A 26,170-nucleotide genomic window follows, 5' to 3' on the forward strand; every position below is an offset into this window, starting at 1 on the left:
CCTTACTTGACCGCGCCGGCGGCGATGCCGGCAATGAAATGGCGTTGCAGCAGCACGAACACGATCAGCATCGGCACCGTCAGCATTACCGCGCCCGCCATGATGCCGCCCCACGACACTTTGGTGAGGCCGATCAGCGTGCCGAGCGCCACCGGTGCGGTCATCGCGCCGGGCTGGCTGTTGATCAAAAGCGGCCAGAGATAATTGTTCCAGGACGCCAGGAACAGGATGATGCAAAGGGCGGCCAGCATCGGCCGCGCCAGCGGCAGCGCGATGAAGACGAAGATGCGCCACTCCTTCACGCCTTCGACGCGGGCGGCATCGAACAGGTCATCGGGCATCATGGAAAAGCTCTGGCGCATGAACAGCACGCCCAGCGAATTGAACAGCGGCGGCACGATCAACGCCACCCAGGTATTGGCGAGCTTGAAATCGCGCGCCACCATGATGAATTGCGGGATCAGCACCACCGCATAGGGAAGCGTGATGGTGCCCAGGATGATGGCGACGACCAAGCCCTTGCCGACGAACCGGTAACGCGCCAGCGCCCAGCCGGCCATCGACGTCAGCAGCACCGACAGAACAGTGTAGGTGACCGCCACCGAGACGGAGATGAAAATCGCGCCGACAAAGTCGGTGTCGCGCTGCAGGTTGTTGAAATTGTCCACGAAATTGCCGTGCGGCAGCAACTCGATGCCGGGGCTGAAGATGCCGTTGTCCGGCATGGTCGAGAACACGACCATCATCCATAGCGGAAACAGCCAGATCAGCGCCAGTGGCGTGAGGAAAAGATGCAGCAAGAGGCTGCGCTTCAGCCTGGCCGAGGCGAGCGAGCTCATTTCGGTTCCCTCGTCAGCCACAGTTGCACCAGCGTGATGGCGATCGCCAGCCCCGCCATGGTGTAGGCGACGGCCGAGGCATAGCCGAAATTGAGCGACCGGAAGCCCTGGCGATAGAGCAGCAGGCCGAGCGTCTCGGTGCCGCCGCCCGGTCCGCCGCGTTCGGTGATCAGGAACGGCTCGGTGAACAGCTGCATGGTGCCGATGATCGACAGCACGGTGCAGAACACGATGACCGGCTTCAACAGCGGCAAGGTGATGAAGAAGAACTGCTTGAGCTTGCTGACCCGGTCGAGCGTCGCCGCCTCGTAGACGTCCTCGGGGATGGACTGCATGCCGGCCAGAAGGATGATGGCGTTGTAGCCGGCCCAGCGCCAGGTGACCGCGATCATGATCAGCGCCATGGCCGGCGTGACATTGGAGAACCAGTCGATCTTGGGCAGCCCGACGCTGTTCAGGAGCTTGTTGATGATGCCGAAATCGAGGTTGAACATCAGCCGGAACACCGCGGAGTAGGCGACCTCGCCGACCACCACGGGAGCGAAGAAGGCGAAGCGGTAAAGTCCCCTCGCCTTCAGGAGCGGCGAATTCAAAAGCACGGCCATCACCATGGCCAGCGCGATCATCACCGGCACCTGGATGACGAGGATGAGCAGCGTGTTCTTCAAGGCATTGAAGAAGGCCGGATCGCCGATCAGCCGGCCCCAGTTAAAGCCGGGCGCAAAGCGCCAGGGCACGGTGCGCGTCGCCTGGAACGAGATCAGGAACGAAGAGATGATCGGCCATACCCAGAAGACGGAGAAGATCAGCAAATAGGGCGCGAGGAAACGATAGGCCGTGGCGTTGCGGTTGCGCATCGTGCTCCTCCTCCTCTCGTCGGCGTTTCAAGCTGTGGTCCCGCGCGCAGCGGCAACCGGTTAGTCGGGACATGCGACATTTCACACGTCCCGCGAGGAAGCCCCGCGGGCCGAGGTCGGGTCCGGGCGGCGCATGCCCGCCCGGACCCCGTCTGGGAGGTTATGACTTGACCGGCAGTCCGGTCGCCGCCGCGATCTGGCCGGCGGCATCGTCGAGTGCCGCCTTGGCATCGGGATAGCCGCCGGCGAGATATTTGGTCTGCACCGCGCGCATGATGATTTCGGCATCGCTCTGGAACTGCGTGCCGCGGCTGGGGACGATCTTGGGCAGAGTGGCGAGGATGTCCTTCCACACCGCCTGGCCGCCCCAATAGGGCAGGCCTTCAGAGACGTAGGGGTCGTTCAGCGCCGACACCAGCGAGGGAACGAGGCCGAACTCCTTCAGCATGGTGATCTGGCCCTCATTGGTTTCGAGCGTGTATTTCAGGTACTCGTAAGCCGCTTCCTTGTTCTTCGACCCGGAAGTGATGGCCAGCGACGACCCGCCGAGATTGGCGGCGCGTGGCCCGTCGGCGGTAAGGCTCGGCATCAGGTAGACGCCCCATTTGCCGTTTTCGCCGGCCGATTCGGTGCGGATGGTGCCTTCATACCAACCGCCATAGACCTGGGTGGCGACGGTGCCGGCGGTGTTGTTGGTGATCTTTGTGCCCCAATCGGCCGACGAGATGACGCCGGCGTCCTTCATCTCCTTGATCTTGGCCAGCGTATCGATGCATTTCGGCTGGTTCACCGTGATCGACTGGCCATCCTCGGAGAAATAGCCGCAGCCCTGTTCATTGGAGATCATGCGGAAGAATTCGGTGTCGCCGTTGAAGTCGGCGTTGGTCATGGTGACGCCGGGATTGGCGGCCTGGATCTTCTTGCCGGCGGCAATGAAATCGTCCCAGGTCTTGATCGACGCCGGATCGACGCCGGCCTTTTCGTAGAAGTCGCGGCGGTAGAAGGCGGCGACCGGGCCGGAATCCCACGGCATCGCATAGGCCTTGTCGCCGACCTCGAGCTCGGTGCGCTTGAAATCGGGGAATTTCGCCTGGTCCTCGGCGCTGTAGCCCAGCGTGTGCAGGTCGACAAAGCAATCGGGAAATTGGCTCCAGTAATTCTCGGCCTCGCCGTTCTCGATGGTAACGACATCAGGCAGGCCGACGCCACCGGCGGCGCATCCGGCGATCGATTTGTCATAGGTCGGCTGGTTGCCGAGATCCTGGACGGTGACCTTGATGTCAGGATGCAGCTTGTTGAACCCGGCAATCGTCGCCTTCAGCGACGAGGCGGCGATGTTCCAGCTCCAGATGGTGATTTCGCCCGATTGCGCGAAGGCCGGGGCTGAGCCCAAGGCAAGCGCGAGCGCGGCGCAGGACAGTGTGATGCGCATTGAAATCCTCCCATTTCATTTGCTCTCTCTGCGAGCCGGGCTAGACTATGCGGCGCGGAAGGCTTGTCCCCGACAAAGGGAATACGAAATTGGCGGAAAGTAAGATGCCGGACCGGCCGTTTTACCAGCCTGGCGCCAGCAGCGTGGAAGGAATGCCGCTGCTGTTGCAGATGTTCCACACCGCTCCCCTGGTGATGCTCAAGCCGCATTGGCATGCGCAGGTCGAGGTGAACTTCATCGTGCGCGGCAGCGTGCACTACCGCATGAACGACCACGAAATCTCGCTTTCGGCCGGTGAGATGTGCCTGTTCTGGGGCGGACTGCCGCACCAGATGGACGATTTGAGCGACGACGCCATCTATGCCGGCGCGCATCTGCCGCTGGTGCATTTCTTCCGGCTGCATCTGCCGGCTGACATACGTCACCGGCTGATGACGGGTGCCACGCTGGTGACCAGCGCCACCGATCAGTCCGACAACGATAATTTCGACCGATGGAACCGCTACGCCCGCTCCGGCGACCCGGCCAAGGCCGAGCACGCCGTCAACGAACTGTTGCTGCGGCTCGAGCGGGTGCGGTTCGAGCCCTACAGGCTGGTGCCGGAAAACGCGGCTGGACAGGAAGCGGGCAGCCCGTTCGACCAGCAGTCGTCGCGCAATGTCGGGCGCATGTGCGATTTCATCGCCGAGAATTTCCTCTACGACATCGATTGCATGAACATAGCGGCGGCCGCCGACCTCCATCCCAAATACGCCATGAGCATCTTCAAGAAATCGACCGGCATGACACTCAACGAGTATGTCAACCTGTTGCGGCTGAGCTATGCGCAGGCGCTGCTCATGCACCAGGACGCCAATGTGCTCAGGGTCGCGATGGATTCGGGCTTCGGTTCGCTCAGCGCCTTCAACAAGTCGTTCCGGAAGCTCGCCGGCATGACACCTACGGATTTTCGCAAGGGATTGGCGGGCGCCAGATAGCGGCGGCGTGGCGCGGAAACCAGCGCATCGGGCGGCACTTCTTTTCCTGCCGGAAATCCACATCTGGGCGCTGGACAGGCCGGATTCCCATGCTATAACCCACGCGCTTTCAAGGGACGCCCACGGCGCTTCCATGAAATCCGGAGCGCGAGTTTTCGTTAGCCGGAACAGGCCCAGATAGCTCAGTTGGTAGAGCAGCGGACTGAAAATCCGCGTGTCGGTGGTTCGAATCCGCCTCTGGGCACCATCCTTATACCTTTGATATTCAAGTCTTTTTAGGATCGCGTCATAGCGGCGAATTCCAGAGTTTGACGCTTTTCTCAGACCGGTTTGACAATTTCCGTTCGCCGCCCTTCGCCTCGGCGTCGAAATTCTTAACCGCCGCCAAGCCGCCGGGCGGAACTTGGCCATGTCTATCACCGAGCCGATCTGGCGATGCCTGCAGCGCCATTTGAATGGCGGCTTCCGATCCTGCCAAATGGCAAGGCCTTCGGCGATCGCCCCACCTTTTCGATGAGTTCGTTAAATTTGGCTTCGAGCCGGAGGAGCTTGGCGTCGGGATTCCTCGCCTTAGCGCCTATCATCTTGCCTTCCCTGCGGGGCGCTTGACATCCGAGGCCGCGGCAGCGACGCCCACGATGGCCGATTTCAGGCTTGACTAGCAAGACAGTGTTCCTCCAACCCCGTCCGCGACGGAAGCCTACAGGGGACCTTGCGTCACTGACTCCATTTTCATCTTTTTGACGAAAACTGCTCGTTTTCAACTTTTATTGACGAAGACTGACGTCATTCGATTAACGCCGGCGGTCAAAAATCAGTCAAAATAATTCTAACGAAGCCAAAACGGTGGGAATTCGCCCACCAAAAATGACAAACGATTGGGCTCGCTGGATGGATTCGTGATATTTGCGGGACATCGCTCGCGTGATTCAGGCGAGCGTTTGCGGCACGGTGCGGAGATACAAACGTGGCTAGGAATGTCCGAAAATCAGCGGTGGAGGACATGGCGCCCTCGGCGTCCGCCGGGTCACGGGAAGACGATAGCGGGCGCGGACGGGTCGATTTGATTCCGGCCAAGCGTCATGCCTTCATTCTCGAATGCCTTAAACGGCAAGGAGCTGTAGGCGTTCAGGAGCTTATCGATCTCATCGGCGCATCGCCTTCGACGATCCGGCGCGACCTCGAGATGCTTGAACGGCAGGGAGCACTGGAGCGAACGCATGGCGGTGCGATGCTTCAGCGCACGGAACTCGCCACCTTCGAGCCGGATCTCGCCACCGCGGCGCATTTCGCCAGGGCTGAGAAAGAGGCCATAGGTGCCGCCATGATGTCGGAACTCCGCGCCGGCCAAAGCGTCATTTTCGACGCAAGCACGACCGTGCTGGAAGTCGCCCGCGCCATCGCCGCGGCGCCTATCCCGCTTACCGCCGTTACCAACAGTCTTGCGATCGCGCAGATACTTGCAGCCGTGCCGGAAGTACGCCTCGTCATGCTTGGAGGCACCTGCAAGCCGGGCTCACTGACCCTGGTCGGCCAGCCCGGCGAGAATTTCCTGCGAACCATCCACGCCGATGTGGCCATTCTTGGGACCCATGCCATCACCGGAGACATGCTCACGGAGACCTCGCTAGAGGTTGCGGCGATGAAGCAGGCGATGATCGCGGCGGCGCGCCGTGTCGTCGTGCTTGCGGACAATTCGAAGTTCACTGCCCCCAATTTCTGCACCATCTGCCGTCTGGCCGATATCCACCAGATCATTACCGACGAGGGCATCGATCAAGCTCACCTCACCAATCTTCGGACGCTCGATGTGAACGTCCGCGTCGTGCGCGTCAGCCGTCCAGGTTCTTCAGTTGAGCGCTCTTGAGGGCGTGGATATCCGGGTCGTAGCCGATGACCTGACCGGCGCCCTGGACAGCGCGGTTTCCTTCGCATCGCCCGGCCACGGCATTGGGGTGAGCTGGCGACTGGACGGTCCGTTTTCGGAGCGCATGGCTGTCGATGTCGCCACACGAGAGGGCGCCGAGGCCACGGCCGTCGCCAGGCACCAGGCGCTCGCGCCATGGCTCGCCGCCGGACAGCTGAGTTTCAAGAAGATCGACAGCCTTTTGCGCGGTCACGTCATCGCCGAAATAGAAGCCTGCATCGTCAAGGGGACGTACCAGCGCGTTGTGCTGGCGCCTGCTTTCCCGTTTCAGGGGCGCGTTACGCGCGTCGGACGCCAATGGCGGCTCGATCGCCCCGAAATGGTAGGTCCTGACCTCCTCGCCGACCTCGGCCAGCGCTTTTCGGCCGGGCGTTCAACACCGGGGGCACGGTCGGCTCATTTCATCACCCTCTACGACGCCGAAACGGACACGGACCTGGACAAGATCGTCGCAACGGCCGGAATGCCGGAGGCACGGATCTTGTGGGTCGGTACAGGCGGCTTGGCGGCGGCACTCGCCCGGCACATGAAAGCACAGCAGAAGCCTGCTCTTGCGTTATCCGGGCCGTTCCTTGGCCTTGTCGGCACAAATCACGAGGTCACAGCGGGACAGGTGGCCCTCTTTGCCGCCCGGCATGCGGATGCGCATATCGTTATCGAACGCGACATCGACAAAGCGAGAAAGCGCTTGGCGGAGCGGATGATGCAAGGCGCGCCATCAATTGTCAGCGTCGCTGCATCGGGTGATCGCCACGCGGTGGCGGATCATATCGGCAAGGTGTTTGCCTCGCTTCTCGAAGATTTGCCGAAGCCCGGCACGTTGCTCGTCACTGGCGGCGAAACATTGCGGTCGGTGTGCGACAGCCTAGGCGCCGTCGAACTCACAGTCGAAAGCGAGATCGAGCCGGGGCTGCCGGTTTCCGTCATCAAAGGCGGCGTTTTCGAGGGGCTGGCCACGATTTCGAAATCGGGCGCGTTCGGCGACAGCGCCCTGCTCTGCAGGCTTGCCGCTCTCGCGCGTTCCTGATCAGGACGATCGCCGGCGAAGACGCGGCACATCCGCCTTGCCGGTCAAATAGCGTCAAAAAACCCTGCGAAGCCGAGCGCGGTCGAGATTTCAGCCCGCAGAGGGAGAGGCGCAGTCCGATCATCCGTGAAATTTGATTGCGAATGATCGCGAAAGAAAACTATTGCGCATATCTGGCCAGAAGGATTAGAAGATGATCACAATTGACCGATATGGGGTGTTTATGTCTGGTCCAAGGCTCGGCATCACTATGGGTGATCCCGCGGGCATCGGCCCCGAGATCATCGCGAAGGCATGCGCACGGCTGAAACCGCGCCTGGCCGACGGGTCACTGTCGCTTCTCATCATCGGCAGCGCCACCGCGATGCGCGCGCTAGAGTCCATCTCAGGACGTATCGAGCGGGAAGAACCGTCGGCTTCGCCCACCGGACATTTTCCGCCCGTGGCCATTCTTGAGGCCGGACCAGAGCGGACCCCCATAGAGACGGGCGTCATGTCGGCCGAAGGCGGGCGTCTTGCCTACCTGGCCATCGAAAAGGCTGTTCGCCTGGCCCAGGCAGGCTCGATTGCCGGCATCGTTACGGCCCCTCTCAACAAGGAAGCGCTCAACCTGGCCGGCTATCACTATGCCGGCCATACCGACATGCTGGCAGAACTGACGGGCGCCCGCGATTCCGTGATGATGCTTGCCCATGGCGACTTTCGCGTCAGCCATGTCTCGACCCATGTGGCGCTGGCTCAAGTTCCCTCGAAACTGACCGGACCTCGTTTGCGCCGGGTTATCAAGTTGACTGTCGAGGCATTGCAGGGCCTCGGCATTGCGCATCCGCGCATTGCGATTGCCGCGCTCAACCCGCACGCTGGCGAAGGCGGCATTTTCGGTCGTGAGGACATCGACATCACGACCCCGGTCGTCGCCTCTTACACATCGCCCGATTTCACCGTGGTTGGACCTGTTCCGGGCGACACGGTCTTCGTCAAGCTACGTGCGCGTCAGTATGATGCGGTGGTCGCGATGTATCACGATCAGGGCCATGTTCCGGTGAAGCTGCTCGGCTTCAATGTCGATCCCGCGACCGGTGAATGGAAAGCGCTCTCCGGTGTCAATGTGACGCTCGGCCTTCCGATCATTCGTACCTCCGTCGACCACGGCACGGCCTTCGACATCGCCGGCAAGGGCATCGCCAACGAGGACAGCCTGGTCGAGGCGATCGAGTTCGCCGTCCAGATGGCCGCGGCAAAATCCAAACCTTAGGCGCCGGCACGCCTGCAACGCACGAAGAAGCGGATCGAACCATGGCTGTAGAGACGTCCCATCTCATGCTGATCGACGGCAGATTTGTCACCGGCGAAGCCGGCACGCGCCCGGTGATCAACCCGGCCAACGGCAAGGCTTTTGTCGACGTGCCCGAGGCAAGTCCGGATCAGGCTCGCCAGGCGATAGAGGCAGCCCGTAAGGCGCAGAAAGCCTGGGGGCTCAAATCACCCCTCGCCCGTGCGGCGATCATGAAGCGGATCGCGGTCTTGATCCGGCAGAACGCCCGACATCTGGCCGAGGTGGTCGTCAGGGAACAAGGCAAGCCGATCAATGAGGCCATGGGTGAAGTCGGCGGTGCGGCCGAGTTCTTCGACTACTACGCCGAGTTTGCCCGCCGCATTCAAGGTGAGATCCTGCCATCCGACTATGCGGGAGAGCAGGTCTGGATCCAGCGCGTACCCGTAGGCGTCGTCGCCGCCATCATTCCCTGGAATTATCCGAGCGCCCTGGTCAGCCGAAAGGTGGCGCCCGCCATGATCGCCGGCGACACCATCGTCCTCAAACCGCATGAAGACACGCCGCTTTCGGCGCTCGAAATGGCTCGCATCTTTGTGGAAGCGGGCGTGCCGGACGGCGTGGTCAACATCATAACAGGACGAGGCGAAACCATAGGCGAGGTGCTGTGCACGGAACCCGGCGTCGACCTCATCACCATGACCGGAAGCGTGCCGACCGGCAAGCGCATCATGGCGAATGCCTCGCGCAACCTGACGCCCGTTTCGCTGGAGCTTGGCGGCAAGGCCCCCTTCATCGTCCTGGCCGATGCCGATCTCGAGCTGGCGGTGCGGTCGGCGGCCACTTCGCGCTACATGAATTGCGGGCAGGTCTGCATATGCAACGAACGCACGCTCGTTCACCGTTCGATTTACGATCAGTTCGTCACGCGCTTCGTGGAGTTCTCGAAGTCGCTGGTCGTCGGTGATCCGATGCAGGCGAATACCGATATCGGTCCCAAAGTCAGTCGTGAGGAATTGGAAAAGGTCGAGGTGGTCCTGGCGGAAGCCGTCGCGGGCGGCGCGAAGCTGGCTCTGGCCGGCGGACGCCCGGCCAAGGCGCCGATCGACGGCGGCTACTGGCTCAATCCGACCGTATTGACCGACGTGACGCCCGACATGCCGATCATGACGCGGGAAATCTTCGGCCCGGTCGTGCCGATCATGCCCTTCGACACCTTCGAGGAGGCAGTCAGCATCACCAATGCCAGTCGCTATGGCCTGTCGGCCTATCTTTTCACCAACGATCTGGGTCGCGTCATGAACGCCGTCAACGAGGTTTCGTTTGGCGAAATCTATGTGAACCGGATCGGGCCAGAAATGCTGCAGGGCTTCCATGTCGGCTTCCGCGAGAGCGGATTGGGCGGCGATGACGGCGTACACGGGCTCGAGAGCTACATGCGCAAGAAGACGGTCTACGTGAATTACTCGGGTGCCGCCACGGCGGCATTGATGCCTTACGGGCGCTGAACAGCGCCCAGACAGTACGACCAGCCAGGTCGCTACCCGGCCAAAATGGCCGTTTCATCTCATCGGGAGGAATAAAATGCACTATCGTGGATTCATGGCGGCGGCTTTGGCCGTGGCACTGTCAGGACTGGCCGCATCTTCGGCGATCGCCGACGACACCATTCCACCGGAAGCAAAGGCGCTGCTTGAGCCGCTGCCCCTATCGCCGAGAGGCCAACCCGTTCCGGGCTTCCCGGACGGTCCACCGGCGGTGTCGCCAGACGTGCTGAAATTCTCCGATGCCGACCTTGCAAAGCTGAAGGCCGGAAAGTTCACCGCCGGGCTGGTGATGCACACCATGGATGCCGGCTGGCCCCAATTGCAGGTGGCCGGGATCTCGAACACGCTCAAGGATTTTGGCATCGAGGTTGTCGGAACCACCGACGCCAAGTTCCAGCCCGGCCAGCAGATCAGTGATCTCGAGCAGATGATCGCACGCAAGCCGGATGTGATCTTCTCGATCCCGATCGATCCGAAGTCCGAATCCGAAGCCTACAAGAAGGCGGCGGCAGCCGGCATCAAGCTGGTTTTCATGGACAACGTTCCGGTCGATATGGCGCCGGGCAAGGACTATGTGTCCGTTGTCGCTTCCGACAATGAGAAGAACGCCTATTTCGCCGCGCAGGAACTTGTCGGGGCCATTGGCGGCAAGGGCGAGGTCGGCATCATCACGCTGGTCTATGACTACTACTACTCTGTCGCGGCCCGCAAGGTCGGCGCACTCAAGGCATTCGGCGAACACCCCGACATCAAGGTCGCGGACGTCGGTACCTTCACCGCGCCTGAGAAGGCCTACGAGGTCGCCACCGCCATGTTGACGGCGCATCCCGACATGAAGGGCATCTTCGTTGCCTGGGACACGCCCGCGCAGCAGGTCGTGGCCGCGGCCAAGACACTCGGCCGCGACATCGTCATCACCACGAATGACATTGCCGCAGACAGCGCGCTGAACGTTGCACGTGGCGAGTTTCTGGCCGTGGGTGCGCAACGCCCCTATGACCAGGGTGTCGCGGAGGCCAAGGCGGCCGCGCTTGCTCTGCTTGGACATGACGTCCCGCCGTACATTTCGGTACCGACGTTGCGCGTCAAGAAGCTCGACCTTCTCAGTGCCCTCAAGCAGGTCACCAAGGAAGATGCGCCGGCTTCGGTGGTGAAAATCTGCAACGGCGAGTGCTTCTAGAGCAGTTCACCGTTTCACGGAAACGGCGAACCGCTCTATCTCTTTGTTTTTGCGCAATTCCAGACGGAAAACCGTACACACTTTTCCTGGAATTGCTCTGGCTCCTTCTTTCGCCGGCGGGCCGCAGCAGTCCGCCGGCGCTCCCCGAGCGATCGAGAAATCGTCATGGCCGAAGCGAAAACTTCAACGTCCCAGCGCCCTATCGTAACGATGCAACGCATCGGCAAGTCGTTTGGCGCGAACCGCGTGCTGTCGGACATTTCGTTCGAGGTCAAGGCCGGCGAAACGCATGCACTGCTCGGCGAAAACGGTGCGGGCAAGTCGACGCTCATGAAGATCCTCATGGGCGCGTATCGGACGGACGAAGGCCGGATTCTGTTCGACGGCGAGGACGTCACCGCCCTGTCGCTTCGAGAGAGGATCGATCGCGGAATCGCAATGATCTTCCAGGAGCTGAGCGTCTTGCCGAACCGTTCGGTTGCCGAAAACCTGTTTATCCTTCGCGAGCCGCTCGCCTTCGGCCGACGTGTCGATGCCAGAAAAATGCTGCGCGAGGCCCGGGCTCTGATCGAGCGATTTGCCTTCTCGCTCGATGCTTCGGCACGTGTGGGCGACCTGGCGTTCGCTCAGCGCCAGATGGTCGAGATTCTCAAAGCGATCTCGCGGGGCGCCAAGCTGCTCGTAATGGACGAGCCGACTTCGTCCCTGACCATCCATGAGGAGGAAACGCTTTTTCGGACAATCGGTCAGCTCAAGCAGAACGGAATCGGTATCGTCTACATCAGCCATCGCATGGCCGATGTGCTGCAGCTTTCGGATCGCATCTCGATCATCAAGGATGGGCGACTGGTCGGCCCGCTCGATCCGGAGAAGACGTCCATCGAGGATATCGCGGCGTTGATGTCCCGGCCCAAGGTCCAAACGCCTTCCCCTGCCGCAGCCGCGCCAGCAAATCGGCAGCCTGCAACGCCCGCCGGGACGCCGGCTCTTGAGGTCCGTGACCTTGCCACCTCGCGCAAACTGTCCGGCGTGTCGTTCTCGATCGGCCCGGGCGAGATCGTCGGCCTTGCCGGGCTTGTCGGCAGTGGCCGCTCGACCCTGGGCAAGGCCTTGTTCGGCATCCTTCCGGATGTAACCGGCCACATCGCCGTCGGGAGCGACCCCGTCCAGCCGGGCAGTGTCAGCAGGGCCATCGCTGCCGGTATCGCGCTTGTCCCCGAAGACCGTCGGCTCGAAGGTCTTGTGGGTGGACGTTCGATCGAGGAGAACCTCGCGCTTCCGCGCCTTTCCGAGTTCTCGCTGGCGGGTCCGTTCGGGCCGATGGCGAAGGCCCGGATAACGGCTCTGTTCAGACAATACCGGGACGATCTCAGTATCCTGTGCCGCGGTCCCTTACAGAAAGCCCAGGAGCTTTCGGGCGGCAATCAGCAGAAGATCGTCTTCGCCAAATGGCTGGCCATGAAGCCGAAGCTGTTGATCCTCGACGAACCAACCTCCGGCGTCGACATCAATGCCAAGCGCGATATGCGCGAACTTGTGCGCCGCACGGCCGGCGAAGGCGTCGCCGTGCTGCTCATTTCTTCGGAACTCGAAGAACTCCTGGATTTGTCCGATCGCATTCTGGTGATGGCGCAAGGGCGGATCACGCGCAGCATCGATCGCGCGGACGACGAGACAAAACTTCGCGCGTTGCTGCAGGCCGAGGCGGCCAGACAAGCCAGTGCGCGCGCCCAGGGAGTTGCAGCATGAAACCGTCCCCTATGCCCTCGCACGCAAATGCGATAAATTTTTTCCGCGATCACATCACCTATGTGATCTTCCTGGCGATAACCCTCTACTTCGTCCTGTTTGCTCCACACTTCGCGTCTGTGTCGACCGCAAGCGCGGTTCTGCGCATCACGGCCATCGTTTCGGCAATGGCGATCGGCATGACATTCGTCATCATCTGCGGCGAAATCGACCTGTCGGTAGGATCGGTTGCAAGTTTTTCGGGGATGATCGGAGCGCTGCTGCTCGGCCAGGATGTTCCCACCTACGTCGCAGCTCTTCTGGTGCTGGCAGCCGGCGCAGCGATCGGGGCCACCTCCGGCATCCTTGTTACAAAAATACGCATTCCATCGTTTCTTGTGACCCTTGGCATGCTGTCGATCTTTTCCGGACTGGCGCTGACGATCACCGGCACCCGGCCAGTGTCGATCGTCGACGATGATTTCTCGAACCTGTTCTGGAACGGTAGTTTTCTGGGCGTGCAGGCGCCAATCTGGTGGACAATCGTCCTAACTTCCGTCGGCTATTATCTTCTGCACCAGATGCCCTTCGGCAGGCGTGTTTATGCGACTGGTGGAAACCCTGTAGCCGCCCGCTTTTCCGGGGTGCGGACGGACAGCGTCAAAATTTTCGCCTTTGTGCTGTCCGGCATGATGGCATCCCTTGCAGGGATGATGCTCGCGGCCCGCTCCACCGCCGGCAATCCCAGCCTGGGGGCGGGTCTCGAACTCGACGTCATCGCGGCCGTGATCATAGGCGGGACAAGTCTCTTCGGCGGCTATGGATCGATCGTCGGTTCTGTCGTCGGAGCAATCTTCATAGGAATTCTCGGATTCGGTCTTCTCGTGCTCGGTCTTTCGACCAGCATCCAGGAGGTGATCAAGGGCGCTATCATCATCATTGCCGTCTCGTTGAACCGGCGTTGAAAGCAGCAGAGTTCCATGACCCGACGAAACGCGCGCGTTCCACGCGTTGACTGCCGAAGTAGGACCGACCCACCCGAAATTCTCTGCCGTCACAGACCTGCTGGCCCGCTCGGTGTCTGCGCTAGGTAGCGGCTTCGTTGGCCAGGTGGTCCTGCATGAGGTCACCATAAGGTTCAACATCGAATGCGGTTGGAAAATTCTCGGGCTTATAGGCCGGGATCGCCGCCTTCCGATCCAGAACCGACTGATGGACCAGCGGCCGCCGTTCCTGTCGCTCGATCGTGCGCGGCTCGGCTTGCGGTAGGTAGAAGCCGAGGACGGATTTTCGCTTCCATTCACGCCATTTGACGGACTTTGGGATCCACTCGAGCGGCTTCCAGCCCACGGTCATTGAATCATGCACGATCCCCAACGGATCGGGGCTGACGAACGTCATCGTCCCCTCGCCCTTCCCTTCCCCGAAGACAAGCCGCTCCAGCATGCGGGAATTGGTCTGCAATCCAAATGCTTTGGCCTGATCAACCATCCAGTCGAGCGGAAATTTGGATATGGCGCTTTCCTCTTCAGGATAGCCACCGCCGACATCGGAATGAGATCCGGCGAACCAGACTTGTTTGATATCCTGCTCTTTTGCCGGCGAAATCTTGTCGAAAGGATTTTCGACGAATGGCTGCGGCTCGACCCACCGGTTCAGCCGGAACATGCGACGATGCTCATCGATCGCAATTGCATGTCGAAAGACTTCGACGCTCGGGTTGGTCCTCGTATGCGGCAGTGTCAGGAGCTGTGGTAGAAGCCGGTCGCTTCGCGGCACGATGATCGACGCCACGGTGTCCCAAACACCAAGAAATCTGATGCGCGCGTCCCGGGCTCCTGAAACCTTGGAAAAGTGCCAGGCAACGCTAAGGTCGTGCTCATCGCTGGCTTGCTTGTAAGAGCTTACGGCATACTCAACGATGTTGAGTTGGTCCGGATGCAGCAGGCCGATCATGTGGATCAAGCCCGCAACGGCGCGGGCTGTATAGGCTCCGCGGCTGAAGCCAAAGAGGAAGATTACGTCCCCTTCGACGTAGTGCCTGCAGATGAAGGCGTAGGCGCCGGCGATTTCGGCGTCGAGACCATATCCAGTTGCGAGCTCGAACACGGATTTCGCGTTCTGGCGCCATCGCGTCCAGGCATCGCTGGCACCGATGGTTCCTATGCCGGCGTCATAATAGACGCGCTGCTCCTCATTCTTCTTCAGGATGCGGAACAACTTCAAGACATTCGAGAGATTGCGCTCGATCTGGTTTCCCGTTCCATCGCAGCAGACAACGATGTTTTTGCCAGTCCGCTTCAACGCCACCGCCTTTGAAGGTCCAGTTCAGACCAACCGACTTTGACCCAAGCTGTGGATCACATCAACAGGCGTCTGACAATGGATACCGATGAGAATGTAGCGGCGCGGTCGGCGTGGTTCCGGTGGCGAAAGAAGAGGGCTTCAATCAAAGAAGCCCGTATCCTCTTCCCTGAGATACTTCCTGGCTGCTTCGGCGTCGATATCGAGGCCCAGTCCCGGCGCTTCCAGCAGGTCCACCATGCTGTCCTTCACGATCTGCGACGGCAGGCCGATCACGAGATCCTCCCACCAGGGGTCAGAGGCGCTCGGATATTCGAAGGCAATGTAGTTGGCGGGCAAGGTGGCGCAAACGTTGATCAGGGCGCCGAGGCCCAGCAGGCCGTTGGCGGTGCCGTGCGGCGCCATCAGGATGGAGTGCATATAGGCGTGCTCGGCGACCCATTTGAGTTCGGCAATACCGCCGATATCGGCAGGATCGGGGCCGATGACGCGCACGGCCTGCGTCTCGATCAGCTCCTTGAAATTGTGCCGCAAGTAGATCTGCTCACCGGTATGGATCGGCGTCGAGGTGGAGGTTGTCAACTCCCGATAGGCCTGCGGATTGACCCATGGCACATAGTCGCCGGTCAGCATGTCCTCGAGCCACATCAAATTGTACTTCTCCACCGCGCGAGCGAACTTGATCGCATCGGGCAGCATCCAGCCCGGGCCGCAGTCGAGCGCCAGGCTGACCTTGTCGCCCAGCACTTCCTTCATGGCGATCACGCAGTCGAGCATGTGGTTGAAACCGCGCTCGCTGATCACGCCCTGATCCATGGCACCGTGATAGCCGGCCTTCTTCTGCGTCACGCCATAATGGAAGTCCTCGATGCTGTCCTTCATGTTCGAGTGGAACGAGATTCCTTGCTTGACCATGAAGAAGTTCTGCGGCTGCTCCATCATCCATTTGACGTCGGCCGCATAATCCTCCGGCCGGTCGCCCGCGCGTTTCCGGCGGATCGAGCCGTTATAGACGCGCACCTTGTCGCGCACCTTGCCGCCGAGCAGTTTGTAGGCCGGCACGCCAGCGGCCTTGCCGGCAATGTCCCACAGCGCATGCTCGATCGCGGAGACGGCGGCGCCATAGGGCTTGAACGAACCTCGCTGGCGGATCTTCAGCATCACCCGCTCGACGTCGGTCGGATCCTCGCCGATCAGCGCCTCGCGGAAATGCAGCACAAAGGGCTTGAGATAGGTCTTTGTGAACTCGACCTCGCCAAGGCCATGGAGGCCCTCGTCAGTGACGACGCGAACGATGGGATGCCGCCCGATGACGGCGCAGCGCAGGTCGGTGATCTTCATGGCACAGTCCTATTTCACAGACGAGAAAGCTGTCGGTGTGAGCAGCTGGCTGGCGATATTGGCAACGATCTGCCCGTCACGCTCAGACTCGTCCCGGGCCCTGTGCCATGCCGGATCGGTGACGAAAGCCGCCCATTTCGCCTCACGCTCGGCCAGCGATTCCCAGGCGAGGAAATAGGTAAGGCGATTGCTGTTTTCGCCGATCGCCGTGGTGAAAAACCCGGCTTGGCGGATGCCATGCCTCTCCCAGATGGCCAGCGTTTGGTCGGAAAAGCGCTTGAGCAAAGCCGGCAGCCTGCCCGGCAGGCAGTCGTAGATACGCAGTTCGTAGATCATGGTTTCGTCCGTTTCTTTCTTCGCCTCTCCCCTCGGAGAGGTCGACACGAATAGTCGGTCGTTGGCCCTGTGAGCTTGAGGAATGAGGGCTGGGCGTCTGGGCTAACTCCAGGTCCGGTCCCAGCTATATTCATTGTCCCAATGCTCGGTGGATTGCCAGATGCCGGTGACACCCGGCTGCAGATGCTGCGAGATCACCTCGTCTACGACGTCGTCGATCCCCAGACCCGGCTTGTCCGGAACAGTGATGAACCCGTCCTGCACGAGCGGCTTGGGAAGGCCGGTGACGATATCGTCCCACCAGTCGACATCGGCGGAGTGATATTCGAGCGCCATGAAATTCTCGGTCGCGGTGGCGACATGGGCCGCGGCCATCGCGGCGATTGGACTTTCGGCCATGTGGATGGCCATGGCGACGCCGTGATCCTGCGCCATGTCGCCGATCTTCTTGGTCTCCAGGATGCCCCCGCTGGTGAGCAGGTCCGGGTGGATAATGGAGAGGCCACCGCTCTTGAGCAGAGGCTCGAACCCCTCCTTGAGGTAGATGTCCTCGCCGGTGCAGATGGGCACCGTGGTGGCGTCCTGCAACTGCCGGTACTGCTCGGTGTACTGCCAGGGGATTACATCCTCGAGCCAGGCCGGCACGTATTTTTCAATTCGCCTGGCGAGCCGAATGCCGTTCTGCAACGAGATGTGGCCGACGTGGTCAATCGCGAGCGGGATCTCCATGCCGATGACCTCGCGAACCTCGGCAATGTACTGCTCGAGCAGGTCGAGGCCCTTGTCGGAAAAATGGAGGCCGGTAAACGGGTGGGCGACATTATGCAGGTCGTAGGCCGCGTTGCGGGCGCGCCGCTCATCAACGGTCTTGAGTGGGCCGCGGGCAGGATGAACGCGATAGCCTTCCAGTGAGCCGGCAGGAGACACGACCGCGCCGGGCACATCCGCGATCTGCATCAGCCCCAGATCCATCTTGAGGAAGGTGAAGCCGAGCTCCATGCGCTGCTTGAGACGTTTGCCGGTCTCTGTGCCGCTCGGCACGGTTGCATCGGTATCGCAATAGAGGCGCACCTTCTCCCGAAACCGGCCGCCGAGCATCTGGTAGATCGGAACGCCATAGGCCTTGCCGGCGAGATCCCACAGCGCGATTTCGACCGCCGAGACGCCGCCGCCTTGCCGGCCGTGCCCGCCGAACTGCTTGATCCGGCGAAACAGGCGATCGATGTTGCAGGGATTCTCGCCAAGCAACCGGCTCTTCAGCATCAGCGCGTAGGTGGCGCTGGCCCCGTCGCGCACCTCGCCAAGCCCGACGATGCCCTGGTTGGTGTAGATCTTGAGCAGCGCCGTTGTGAACGGTGCGCCGACGATTTCAGCCACCCGCATGTCGGTGATGCGAAGATCGGACGGCTTGGAGTTCATGTTCACCCGATCAAGGGCTTCGTCGGCTCCACCGGTCTTGGGCATCACTTATCCTCGTTTTGGTAGGCGGGCTTTTCGGCGGCATGCAGCCCCGACATGAGGCGACATGCGTCAGCCCAGCTCAATCTCGTGGGCTTGCAGGTACTCGCGGTCCATCTCGATGCCGAGACCGGGCTTCGACGTCAGTTTCAGGCTGCCGTTCGAAACGTCGAGCGGTGTGTCGATGAGATGATCGTATTTACCCAGGTTCCACTCCGACGTCTCGAGCTTGTAGAAGTTAGGAACTGTCATCATCACCTGCGCCCCCGCCACCACGTTGATCGGCCCCGCGGCGTCATGCGGCGAGACCGGGACGTAGTAGGCTTCGCACAGGGCAGAGATCTTCTTGAGTTCGGTAATGCCGCCGGTCCAGGTGACGTCAGGCATGATGTAGTCAGCGAGCTTGTTTTCGAGCACCGGCACGAAGTCCCACTTGGTGTGGCCGCGTTCGCCCCACGAGATGGCGGCGCTGACCTTCTCACGCACCTGCTTGAGGGCATTGAGGCTCTCGGGCGGGCAAGGCTCCTCGAACCAGTCGATCTGGCCGGCTTCCTCGAGGCTTCGGCAGAGGCGAATGGCGGTCGGAACGTCGAAACGGCCGTGCGCATCGATGAGGATATCGACATCAGGGCCCGCCGTTTCGCGGATCAGAGCCGTGAGTTCGGCCGCTTCGCGCTCGTCCTTGCGAGTCATGTTGCCATCGAGGTAGCCGTCCCGCTGTTCGCGCGACACGCCATCGGCGCCACGTCCCTGATGCGGGAAAGGATCAAACTTGAGCGCGGTGTGTCCGGACTCGACGATGTCCCGAATTTCGCGGACCACCGCCTCCTTGCTGGTAAATTTGGACTGGTTGGGATGGGTGTAGAGCGCGATTTCATCGCGCACCGGCCCGCCCAGCAGCTCGTAGATGGGCTTGCCCAAAACTTTGCCCCGGATGTCCCAGAGAGCTATGTCGATGGCGCTCACGCATTCGACCGCGGCGCCGCGGCTGCCCATATAGGTGAAGCTGCGGAAAATCTTGTGCCAGAGATGCTCGATCCGGGCCGGGTCCTCGCCGGTCACGGCGGCGCCGATCTGCCGTAGGATCGTGCAGAGCGCGCGGTTGGCGAGCTTGGTGGTGGTCGTGATCTCTCCCCAGCCGCTCACCCCCTCGTCGGTCGTCACTTCGACGAACAGGTACTCTCCCCAATAGGACGCATCGGACTTGATCAGCCACGGCCGAATGCTCGTAATTTTCATGTCAGCTACCTCTGTCTGATCGTCTGGCTAACGATGTTCTGGATCGCGCATTCTATCCGGCCCGAGCGGCGTTGCGCGCACGCATATGTTCGAGGATGTGCCGGCCGGAGCCCTCGACATGGCGAGCAACGAGTTCGGCCGCCTTGTCGGCATCTCCCGCCTTTACCAGCGCGATGAGCTCGCGGTGCTCGCGAATGATCGCGGCACGCCGGGCAAGCGTGAAATTGAAACGCCGGCTCACGGCTCGCAGCACTTCACGATGCTTCCACCAAAGCTCGGCGGCATGGCGGTTGTAATGCCGCTGGTACATCACGGTGTGGAAGGCGGTATCCAGCTCGCTGTGCCTGAACGTATCGGCGAAGTTGTTCTCTTCAATCAGGTCCTGGAGACGTTGGAGTTCGGCGATGTCCTCGCCGGTGGCCATATTCACAAACCATCGCGTCAGGGCCGGCTCGATCAGAACGCCGATCTCATAAATGTCGCGGACAAACTCTTGATCGATAGGCCGGACGCGCGCCCCGCGGTTGGGGAGAAAGGTGACAAAGCCTTCGCCGCGCAACAGCTGCAAGGCTTCGCGCACGGGGTTGGTCGAGGTGCCGTGGCGCCGGGCGAGATCAGTGACCACGAGCCGTTCGTTGGCGGCAAGCCGTCCCTCGATGATGTCTTCCCTGATCAGCTCATAAAGCGAGGCGCCCTCGCTGGACGCCCCTATGGGGTCAATCCCCACCGGTGGCTTGGCTTTGAAATCGTTTGGTTCGGCCAAGGCCGGCTCCCCTGGATTAATACACACCCTTTCCGATTAACACGCAAAGTTTCGATAAACAATGTACGATCTAACGCGTTGACAGGCAATTCATGATCTGAAAACGTACAAGGCTCCCGAACGGGTACACAGATACAAAGACGTCCTGCGATCAAACGAGCAAGACCGCTTTGCCTCGCCGCAAAGCGGCATGGGAGAACCAGGGAGGATACCTATGACGAGGATTATACTCGGCAGTGCGGTCCTGCGCGGCACTGTCGTCAGCGTTTTGGCGGCATCACTGATGTCCACATCGGCGCTGGGCGCAACGCCGGTCGACCTCAGCAAGTGGTCGCCGGAATATGTCCGCGCCATTGCGGGCACACAGGATTTCGACACGGCGGCCGATTGTGCCAAGGTCACCCCGCTGGACTACAAGGGGCGACTGACCTTCTGGTATCAGGGCGTGTTCGAGGGCGACCCCGACCTCCTGCGCCAGTACTACAAGGAATTCTTCGAAACCTTCCGCAAGACCTATCCAAACATCCAGCTCGAGGAGCAAGCCCTCACCTATAACGACCTTCTCGACAAGTTCCGCACCGCGCTCCTCGGCAATGCCGCGCCGATGGCGGTCCGCTTGCAAATCCTGGGTGGTACCGAATTCGCTTCAAAAGGCTATCTGCAGCCGCTGAAGCCCGAGGATGTGGGCTATTCGACCGAGGACTTCTGGCCCGGCGCCATGAAGGCCGTGACCTGGGACGGGGTGACCTACGGCATTCCAACCAACAACGAAACGATGGCGTTCATCTGGAACGCCGACATCTTCAAACGCGCCGGCCTCGATCCGGACAAGCCACCGGCAACCTGGGACGACGTCATCAAGTACTCCAAGCAGATCCACGACAAGCTCGGCATTGCCGGGTATGGCCTCGTGGCTCGCAAGAATGCCGGCAATACGCCGTATCGCTTCATGCCGCAGCTATGGGCCTATGGTGGCGGCGTCTTCGACGAAGCGGCGGCAAACCCGACCTATGAGCAGGTCGAGCTGAACAGCCCGCAGAGCAAGGCGGCGCTGCAGGCTTCCTACGACATGTATGTTCGCGACAAGTCGGTTCCGGTTTCGGCACTCACCAACCAGCAGGCCGATAACCAGCCCCTGTTCGTCGCCGGCCAACTCGGCATGATGATCTCGCACCCGTCCGACTACAATGTCATGCTCGACCTGCAGAAGAAGGCGACGGGCACCGACAAGGACAAGGCGCAGACCGTCATAGACAACATGCGCTACGGCCTGATCCCGGCCGGGCCCGACGGCAAGCGCGCGGTCGTGTTCGGCGGCTCGAACATCCACATCCTGAAGCCCGAATATGTCGAAGGCGGCAAGGTAGACGAGCCGGCGGCGAAGGCTATCATCTGCATGTGGACGAGCCCTGAATGGTCGCTGAAGATGGCCTATGCCGGATCGAATCCCGGCAACCTGAACGGCTTCAAGACCAAATGGATGAAGGAACGTCTGGACAACATCAAATTCCTCGATGTCACGACCTCGATGCTGCCATACGGCATCCCGTTCCCGGCGCTGCCGCAGGCCCCGGAGATCATGAACATCATCGTCCCGGACATGCTGCAGAATGCTCTGACCGGAGCGATGACCGTCGACCAGGCGGCGGACGACGCGGCCCAGAAGGTGAAAGACCTGATGGGCGGGCTCTAGCCTGCGCCTGACCCACGACCTAACCGGCTGCGCTGACAGCGCAGCCGGTTCGTTCCGAAGAAACAAGGGCATACCATCGTGACGATCGTGACCGGCAACGCCGAGGCGCGCCGAAAATTGCAACCCGGCAGGTCCGGTGCGCTGCGGAATATCTGGGAGCATCGCGCCGACTACGCGTACGTGCTGCCCGCGATCGCCGTGATGCTCATCGTCATCGCCTATCCGATCTACTACACGATCGAGCTGTCGTTCTATAAAACGCCGCCCGGCTTGCAGCTTCGTGACAAGACCTTCATCGGCTTCGACAACTACACGGCCATCCTCACCAGCGAGGTGTTCTGGAAAGTCACCTGGAACACGCTGATCTGGACATTCGGGTCCACCTTCATCTCCTTTGTCCTGGGGTTTGCCACTGCGCTGGCGCTCCACCGCGACTTTATCGGCCGCGGTATGCTGCGCGCTATCCTGATCATTCCCTGGGTCATCAGCGCGGTCGCCGCCTCCTATATCTGGAAGTGGATCTACCATTCGGATTTCGGCATCATCGGCGCAGTGCTGGTCGGCCTCGGATTGGCCGACCGACCGCCGAATTTCATCGACAACGTCAGCACGGTTCTCCCCTCGCTGATCGTCGTCAATATCTGGCGCGAGTTTCCGTTCGCCATGATCATGATGATGGCGGGCCTGCAGACAGTCCCCGAGCAGTTGCTGCTCGCCGCGAAAGTTGACGGAGCCAATGCCTGGCAGCGCTTCTGGCACGTCACCTTCCCGCATCTGCGCAACGTCTCGGTGGTGACGATCCTGCTGCTGGCAGTGGCCAACTTCAATTCCTTCATCATCCCCTGGATCATGACCGGCGGCGGGCCGTCGAATGCATCGCATATCTGGATCACCCATATTTACGAACTCGCCTTCGGCCGGCAGCGCTGGGGCGTGGCATCGGCCTATTCGGTGCTCCTGTTCATCATCCTGATGACGCTGGGCTACTTCTACGTCCGTGCGCTGAGCGGCAACGAGCGGAAGGAGGGCGGCGCATGAGCGCGATTGCCGAGACGGTCTCCCGAGGCCAGACCCGTCGCCGTATGCGCGTCGACGGATGGCGGTGGGCCGGGCGCATCTTTCTCGTGTTCATGCTGCTTTATACAGCATTGCCGATGATCTGGATGCTGATCACCTCGATCAAATCCGGGTTCGCGGCGACGCAATTCCCGCCGCAATGGTGGCCGGACGAGCCGACCCTCGCCAGCTATCAGAAACTGCTCGATCCGCAGAACAGCGTCGGCCAGGACTTCCTCCGCTTCTTCTGGAACAGCCTGTTCGTGTCGACCGTCACGACAATCCTTTCCGTAATCGTGGCTGTCCCCGCGGCCTACGCTTTTTCGCGCTTCAGTTTCCCCGGACGGAACTTCCTGTTCTTCGCCGTTTTGCTGCGCAACATGTTTCCGGCAGTGATCTTTCTCGTGCCGCTCTTCATCCTGATGCGCGCGATCGGCCTGGTGAACACGCACGGCTCGCTCATTCTCACCTATCTGACCTTCGGGCTGCCGCTGGCGATCTGGCTGCTCAAGGGCTTCTACGACAACATCCCGGTGCAACTCGAGCAGGCGGCGCGCATCGACGGCGCAACGCGGTTCCAGGCCTTCATCCTGATCGTGATGCCGCTCTCGACGCCTGGGATCATCGCCACCGCGATCTATTCCTTCATCGGCGCCTGGAACGAATACATCTACGCCTACACCTTCCTTTCCAAGAACGAGCAATTGACGCTGCCGGTCGGCATCCAGCGCTTCTTCTCGGAAAACACGACGGACTTTCCGGGCCTGATGGCGGCCAGCTTCATGATGAGCGTGCCCGTCGTGGTGCTGTTCCTCGTCCTGCAACGATACTTCGTACGCGCCCTTACAGAAGGCGCGGTCAAGCATTAGGGAGTTGCCAATGGCCCACGTGGTCCTCAAAGATCTCGTCAAGACCTATGGCGGCTTCAAAGCTGTCAACGATGTTTCGCTGACGGTCAATGACGGCGAGTTCGTTGCGCTGGTCGGCCCGTCAGGCTGCGGCAAAACAACCACGCTCAATCTCGTCGCGGGGCTGACCTCGATCACATCGGGCGACATCGTCATCGGAGACCGGGTGGTCAATGATCTCGACCCCAAGGACCGGGACATCGCAATGGTGTTCCAGAACTACGCGCTGTACCCACAGAAATCGGTCTACAAGAACCTGGCGTTCCCGCTGCAGATGCGCAAACTCTCCAGGGACGAGATCGACAAGAAGGTCAGGGAAGCGGCGCGCGTTCTCGACATGACGCACCTGCTCGAGCGCAAACCGCGGGAACTTTCGGGCGGGCAGCAGCAGCGCGTCGCCCTTGGCCGTGCCCTCGTCCGCGACCCCGCTGTGTTCCTCATGGACGAGCCGCTCTCCAACCTCGACGCCAAACTGCGCGTGCAGATGCGATCCGAGATCAAGCGCTTCCACCAGGACCTCAAGGCAACGATCATCTATGTGACGCACGACCAGCTCGAAGCCGTGACCATGGCCGACAAGATGGCGGTGATGAATGGCGGCTATCTGCAGCAATACGATTCACCGGCGCAGGTCTTTGCCCATCCGGTCAACATGTTCGTCGCCAGCTTTATCGGCAGCCCGGCGATGAGCCTCATTCCGCTGGAGGCTTCGACGGCAAACGGCAGCACCGCGCTGACCAGCGCGGAAGGCTGGACGCTTGAGCTGTCGCAACTCAACGCGCGCAAGGTCCAGGGAGCGACCACCAAGAAGGTCGTGCTCGGCGCGCGGCACTCGACGATCAAGCTGCACAAAAGCGCGGTCCCGGGCGCCATTCCGGCCAAGGCCTATACGGTGGAGCCGACCGGAGACGTCACCTTCGTGCAAGCATTCCTGTCGGGCGCCATCGTCAACATCAGCGTGTCGCCCAACGTCGCCGTCAAACCTGATGAGCGGATCTGGCTCGAGTTCGACCAGGAGCGGATGCATCTGTTCGACGGCGAAACTGAAATGGCCCTCAAGGCCGACTGAGACAGGGGATGCGCGTGGAACGCGGGCGTGTATGACTAAGAACCTGAAGATCACCGCGATCAAGCCCTACCCGGTATGGGTGGGAACGCGCAACCAGATGCTCGTCAAGGTCGAGACCGACCAGGGTATCTTCGGCTGGGGCGAAAGCGGCTTGAGCGGTCGCGAGAAAGCCGTAGCCGGCGCGGTCGAGCACTACCGCGAGTTTCTCATCGGCCGCGACCCGATGCAGATCGGGCGTATCTGGCAGGAGGTTTATCGCAGCCAATACTTCGAAGGGGGTCGGGTCCTGCAGGCGGCGATTTCCGCCATCGACATCGCCCTTCATGACATTAAAGGCAAGGCGCTGGGGGTGCCGGTCTACGAGTTGCTTGGCGGCAAGCAGCGCGACCGCGTGCCCACCTTCGCCTCGACCGGAGACGAGGCCGAGGGCGATGTTGCGATCGAACGCGCCCGCGAACTGCGCGCGCAGGGCTGGCAGGCGATCCGCTTCTTCCCCATCGGACAAAGCAGCAAGGACGTCTTCGAGCCGCGTGAATCGATCGGCCCTACCGCGAGCATGCTGAACAAAGCGCGCGAGGCGCTGGGCGATGAGGTGGTGCTCGGCGTCGATTATCATCATCGGCTGTCGGTGGCCGAGGCGGCGAGCTTCTGCAACAAGCTTGGCCGCGGCGTGCTTGATTTCCTCGAGGAGCCAATACGGGCCGAGACACCAGAGGCGTACGAGTCCCTTCGTACGATGACCGACATCCCCTTTGCCATCGGCGAGGAATTTGCCAGCAAGTGGCAGTTCCTGCCTTACATCGAGCGCGGCATCCACCAGTTCAACCGGCTCGATGTCTGCAATGTCGGCGGGCTCACCGAGGCGATGAAAGTCGCCGGCTGGAGCGAGGCGCACTATGTAGACCTGATGCCGCACAATCCCCTTGGCCCGGTGTGCACGGCCGCAACCGTGCATCTCGCCGCCGCGGTGCCCAACTTTGCGTGGCTAGAAACCAGGATCCCCGAAAGGAAGCTGGGTTTCGACAATTCCGACTTTTTCCCCGTACAGCCAAGGCTCGACGGGCCCGATTATCCGGTCAGCGACCTGCCGGGCCTCGGCGTCGAGGTCAATGAAGCGGCGGTCCAGGCGCAGAGTTTCCGTTTCTGGGAAGCGCCACATCTCAAGCGCCGCGACGGCTCTGTCACCAACTGGTAATTCAATTTCAACCGGAGTCCG

23 protein-coding genes and 1 tRNA gene are annotated in these 26,170 nt (G+C 61.1%); 14 read left to right on the top strand and 10 right to left on the bottom strand.

Going from position 1 to position 26,170, the window contains the following annotated elements:
• Positions 1 to 2: 2 nt before the first annotated feature.
• The 3 genes from FJ979_RS06930 to FJ979_RS06940 all read right to left on the bottom strand — a co-directional run bounded on the left by FJ979_RS06930 (position 3) and on the right by FJ979_RS06940 (position 3,128).
• Positions 3 to 839: a carbohydrate ABC transporter permease gene (locus tag FJ979_RS06930; protein ID WP_140580352.1), complete on the bottom strand. Its 837-nt coding sequence runs from the start codon at positions 837 to 839 to the stop codon at positions 3 to 5.
• Positions 836 to 1,696 carry a sugar ABC transporter permease gene (locus tag FJ979_RS06935; RefSeq protein ID WP_140501017.1) on the bottom strand — a complete coding sequence of 287 codons (861 nt, stop codon included), beginning with the start codon at positions 1,694 to 1,696 and terminating at the stop codon, positions 836 to 838. Before FJ979_RS06935 ends, FJ979_RS06930 begins: the two co-directional genes overlap by 4 nt.
• A 160-nt stretch (positions 1,697 to 1,856) precedes the next feature.
• A complete protein-coding gene (locus FJ979_RS06940) occupies positions 1,857 to 3,128 on the bottom strand; it encodes an extracellular solute-binding protein (RefSeq protein WP_140501015.1) in 1,272 nt (423 codons plus the stop codon).
• Positions 3,129 to 3,232: 104 nt separating this feature from the next.
• Here FJ979_RS06940 and FJ979_RS06945 point away from each other — a divergent pair, with 104 nt between their 5' ends.
• From FJ979_RS06945 to FJ979_RS06955, 3 genes are all read left to right on the top strand, one after another.
• A complete protein-coding gene (locus FJ979_RS06945) occupies positions 3,233 to 4,105 on the top strand; it encodes a helix-turn-helix domain-containing protein (protein WP_140567748.1) in 873 nt (290 codons plus the stop codon).
• Positions 4,106 to 4,276: 171 nt separating this feature from the next.
• Positions 4,277 to 4,352 (top strand) — tRNA-Phe (locus tag FJ979_RS06950).
• Positions 4,353 to 5,072: 720 nt separating this feature from the next.
• Positions 5,073 to 5,972 carry a DeoR/GlpR family DNA-binding transcription regulator gene (locus FJ979_RS06955; RefSeq protein ID WP_318013160.1) on the top strand — a complete coding sequence of 300 codons (900 nt, stop codon included), beginning with the start codon at positions 5,073 to 5,075 and terminating at the stop codon, positions 5,970 to 5,972.
• On the opposite strand, the gene FJ979_RS32895 is transcribed toward FJ979_RS06955, so the two are convergent.
• A complete protein-coding gene (locus FJ979_RS32895; protein ID WP_246679280.1) occupies positions 5,938 to 6,330 on the bottom strand; it encodes a hypothetical protein in 393 nt (130 codons plus the stop codon). The two genes, FJ979_RS06955 and FJ979_RS32895, sit on opposite strands and share 35 nt — an antisense overlap.
• Before the next feature lie 204 nt (positions 6,331 to 6,534).
• Between FJ979_RS32895 and FJ979_RS32900 the strand changes: the two genes are divergently transcribed.
• The 6 genes from FJ979_RS32900 (at position 6,535) to FJ979_RS32455 (ending at position 13,752) form a co-directional block, all read left to right on the top strand.
• Positions 6,535 to 7,059, top strand: coding sequence for a nucleotide-binding domain containing protein (locus FJ979_RS32900; protein ID WP_224518989.1), 525 nt, complete (start codon positions 6,535 to 6,537; stop codon positions 7,057 to 7,059).
• A 223-nt stretch (positions 7,060 to 7,282) separates the two neighbouring features.
• The gene (gene pdxA / locus FJ979_RS06965) at positions 7,283 to 8,314 is read left to right on the top strand and encodes a 4-hydroxythreonine-4-phosphate dehydrogenase PdxA (RefSeq protein WP_210241464.1); all 1,032 of its coding nucleotides are present in this window, start codon (positions 7,283 to 7,285) and stop codon (positions 8,312 to 8,314) included.
• A 41-nt stretch (positions 8,315 to 8,355) separates the two neighbouring features.
• Entirely contained in the window at positions 8,356 to 9,840 is a 1,485-nt protein-coding gene (gene aldA / locus FJ979_RS06970) for an aldehyde dehydrogenase (protein WP_140513323.1), read from the top strand.
• Between the two features lie 76 nt (positions 9,841 to 9,916).
• Positions 9,917 to 11,059 (top strand): substrate-binding domain-containing protein, encoded by a 1,143-nt coding sequence (locus FJ979_RS06975; protein ID WP_140557683.1) that lies wholly within the window; start codon positions 9,917 to 9,919, stop codon positions 11,057 to 11,059.
• Between the two features lie 165 nt (positions 11,060 to 11,224).
• The gene (locus tag FJ979_RS06980; RefSeq protein WP_140580355.1) at positions 11,225 to 12,808 is read left to right on the top strand and encodes a sugar ABC transporter ATP-binding protein; all 1,584 of its coding nucleotides are present in this window, start codon (positions 11,225 to 11,227) and stop codon (positions 12,806 to 12,808) included.
• Between the two features lie 11 nt (positions 12,809 to 12,819).
• On the top strand, positions 12,820 to 13,752 hold the full coding sequence (locus FJ979_RS32455) for an ABC transporter permease (RefSeq protein WP_210243821.1): 933 nt from the start codon (positions 12,820 to 12,822) through the stop codon (positions 13,750 to 13,752).
• Positions 13,753 to 13,873: 121 nt separating this feature from the next.
• Here FJ979_RS32455 and FJ979_RS06990 read toward each other — a convergent pair whose 3' ends face one another.
• The 6 genes from FJ979_RS06990 to FJ979_RS07015 form a co-directional block, all read right to left on the bottom strand.
• On the bottom strand, positions 13,874 to 15,091 hold the full coding sequence (locus FJ979_RS06990; protein ID WP_140557677.1) for a DUF2235 domain-containing protein: 1,218 nt from the start codon (positions 15,089 to 15,091) through the stop codon (positions 13,874 to 13,876).
• Positions 15,092 to 15,232: 141 nt separating this feature from the next.
• On the bottom strand, positions 15,233 to 16,432 hold the full coding sequence (locus tag FJ979_RS06995) for a mandelate racemase/muconate lactonizing enzyme family protein (RefSeq protein WP_140496529.1): 1,200 nt from the start codon (positions 16,430 to 16,432) through the stop codon (positions 15,233 to 15,235).
• A 9-nt stretch (positions 16,433 to 16,441) separates the two neighbouring features.
• Positions 16,442 to 16,768 (bottom strand): NIPSNAP family protein, encoded by a 327-nt coding sequence (locus FJ979_RS07000; RefSeq protein ID WP_140496531.1) that lies wholly within the window; start codon positions 16,766 to 16,768, stop codon positions 16,442 to 16,444.
• A 102-nt stretch (positions 16,769 to 16,870) separates the two neighbouring features.
• A complete protein-coding gene (locus FJ979_RS07005) occupies positions 16,871 to 18,232 on the bottom strand; it encodes a mandelate racemase/muconate lactonizing enzyme family protein (RefSeq protein WP_140580357.1) in 1,362 nt (453 codons plus the stop codon).
• 66 nt (positions 18,233 to 18,298) lie between these two features.
• Positions 18,299 to 19,465, bottom strand: a complete 1,167-nt coding sequence (locus FJ979_RS07010) for a mandelate racemase/muconate lactonizing enzyme family protein (protein WP_140580358.1) — start codon at positions 19,463 to 19,465, stop codon at positions 18,299 to 18,301.
• Between the two features lie 52 nt (positions 19,466 to 19,517).
• Positions 19,518 to 20,228 (bottom strand): GntR family transcriptional regulator, encoded by a 711-nt coding sequence (locus FJ979_RS07015; protein ID WP_140524027.1) that lies wholly within the window; start codon positions 20,226 to 20,228, stop codon positions 19,518 to 19,520.
• 214 nt (positions 20,229 to 20,442) lie between these two features.
• On the opposite strand from FJ979_RS07015, the gene FJ979_RS07020 reads away from it, so the two are divergent.
• The 5 genes from FJ979_RS07020 (at position 20,443) to FJ979_RS07040 (ending at position 26,149) form a co-directional block, all read left to right on the top strand.
• Complete coding sequence (locus FJ979_RS07020; protein WP_140580360.1) at positions 20,443 to 21,921, top strand: sugar ABC transporter substrate-binding protein; 1,479 nt, start codon at positions 20,443 to 20,445, stop codon at positions 21,919 to 21,921.
• Between the two features lie 78 nt (positions 21,922 to 21,999).
• Positions 22,000 to 22,959, top strand: a complete 960-nt coding sequence (locus FJ979_RS07025) for a sugar ABC transporter permease (RefSeq protein ID WP_140513309.1) — start codon at positions 22,000 to 22,002, stop codon at positions 22,957 to 22,959.
• Entirely contained in the window at positions 22,956 to 23,846 is an 891-nt protein-coding gene (locus FJ979_RS07030; protein ID WP_140496543.1) for a carbohydrate ABC transporter permease, read from the top strand. Before FJ979_RS07025 ends, FJ979_RS07030 begins: the two co-directional genes overlap by 4 nt.
• A 10-nt stretch (positions 23,847 to 23,856) precedes the next feature.
• Positions 23,857 to 24,954 (top strand): ABC transporter ATP-binding protein, encoded by a 1,098-nt coding sequence (locus tag FJ979_RS07035; RefSeq protein ID WP_140496545.1) that lies wholly within the window; start codon positions 23,857 to 23,859, stop codon positions 24,952 to 24,954.
• A 31-nt stretch (positions 24,955 to 24,985) separates the two neighbouring features.
• The gene (locus FJ979_RS07040) at positions 24,986 to 26,149 is read left to right on the top strand and encodes a mandelate racemase/muconate lactonizing enzyme family protein (protein WP_140580362.1); all 1,164 of its coding nucleotides are present in this window, start codon (positions 24,986 to 24,988) and stop codon (positions 26,147 to 26,149) included.
• Positions 26,150 to 26,170 lie beyond the last annotated feature (21 nt).

The organism is Mesorhizobium sp. B1-1-6 (assembly GCF_006443035.1).
In the GTDB taxonomy this organism is placed as follows: Bacteria; Pseudomonadota; Alphaproteobacteria; order Rhizobiales; family Rhizobiaceae; genus Mesorhizobium.

Excerpts from the sequence above, each read along its gene's own strand:
- FJ979_RS06975 (WP_140557683.1), top strand. The coding sequence starts at position 9,917 with ATGCACTATCGTGGATTCATGGCGGCGGCTTTGGCCGTGGCACTGTCA.
- FJ979_RS07005 (WP_140580357.1), bottom strand. The coding sequence starts at position 18,232 with ATGCCCAAGACCGGTGGAGCCGACGAAGCCCTTGATCGGGTGAACATG.
- FJ979_RS07030 (WP_140496543.1), top strand. The coding sequence starts at position 22,956 with ATGAGCGCGATTGCCGAGACGGTCTCCCGAGGCCAGACCCGTCGCCGT.
- aldA (WP_140513323.1), top strand. The coding sequence starts at position 8,356 with ATGGCTGTAGAGACGTCCCATCTCATGCTGATCGACGGCAGATTTGTC.
- FJ979_RS07010 (WP_140580358.1), bottom strand. The coding sequence starts at position 19,465 with ATGAAAATTACGAGCATTCGGCCGTGGCTGATCAAGTCCGATGCGTCC.
- FJ979_RS07020 (WP_140580360.1), top strand. The coding sequence starts at position 20,443 with ATGACGAGGATTATACTCGGCAGTGCGGTCCTGCGCGGCACTGTCGTC.
- FJ979_RS32455 (WP_210243821.1), top strand. The coding sequence starts at position 12,820 with ATGCCCTCGCACGCAAATGCGATAAATTTTTTCCGCGATCACATCACC.
- FJ979_RS07040 (WP_140580362.1), top strand. The coding sequence starts at position 24,986 with ATGACTAAGAACCTGAAGATCACCGCGATCAAGCCCTACCCGGTATGG.
- FJ979_RS06935 (WP_140501017.1), bottom strand. The coding sequence starts at position 1,696 with ATGCGCAACCGCAACGCCACGGCCTATCGTTTCCTCGCGCCCTATTTG.
- FJ979_RS07035 (WP_140496545.1), top strand. The coding sequence starts at position 23,857 with ATGGCCCACGTGGTCCTCAAAGATCTCGTCAAGACCTATGGCGGCTTC.
- FJ979_RS06995 (WP_140496529.1), bottom strand. The coding sequence starts at position 16,432 with ATGAAGATCACCGACCTGCGCTGCGCCGTCATCGGGCGGCATCCCATC.
- FJ979_RS06940 (WP_140501015.1), bottom strand. The coding sequence starts at position 3,128 with ATGCGCATCACACTGTCCTGCGCCGCGCTCGCGCTTGCCTTGGGCTCA.
- pdxA (WP_210241464.1), top strand. The coding sequence starts at position 7,283 with ATGTCTGGTCCAAGGCTCGGCATCACTATGGGTGATCCCGCGGGCATC.
- FJ979_RS06980 (WP_140580355.1), top strand. The coding sequence starts at position 11,225 with ATGGCCGAAGCGAAAACTTCAACGTCCCAGCGCCCTATCGTAACGATG.
- FJ979_RS07000 (WP_140496531.1), bottom strand. The coding sequence starts at position 16,768 with ATGATCTACGAACTGCGTATCTACGACTGCCTGCCGGGCAGGCTGCCG.
- FJ979_RS06930 (WP_140580352.1), bottom strand. The coding sequence starts at position 839 with ATGAGCTCGCTCGCCTCGGCCAGGCTGAAGCGCAGCCTCTTGCTGCAT.
- FJ979_RS06945 (WP_140567748.1), top strand. The coding sequence starts at position 3,233 with ATGCCGGACCGGCCGTTTTACCAGCCTGGCGCCAGCAGCGTGGAAGGA.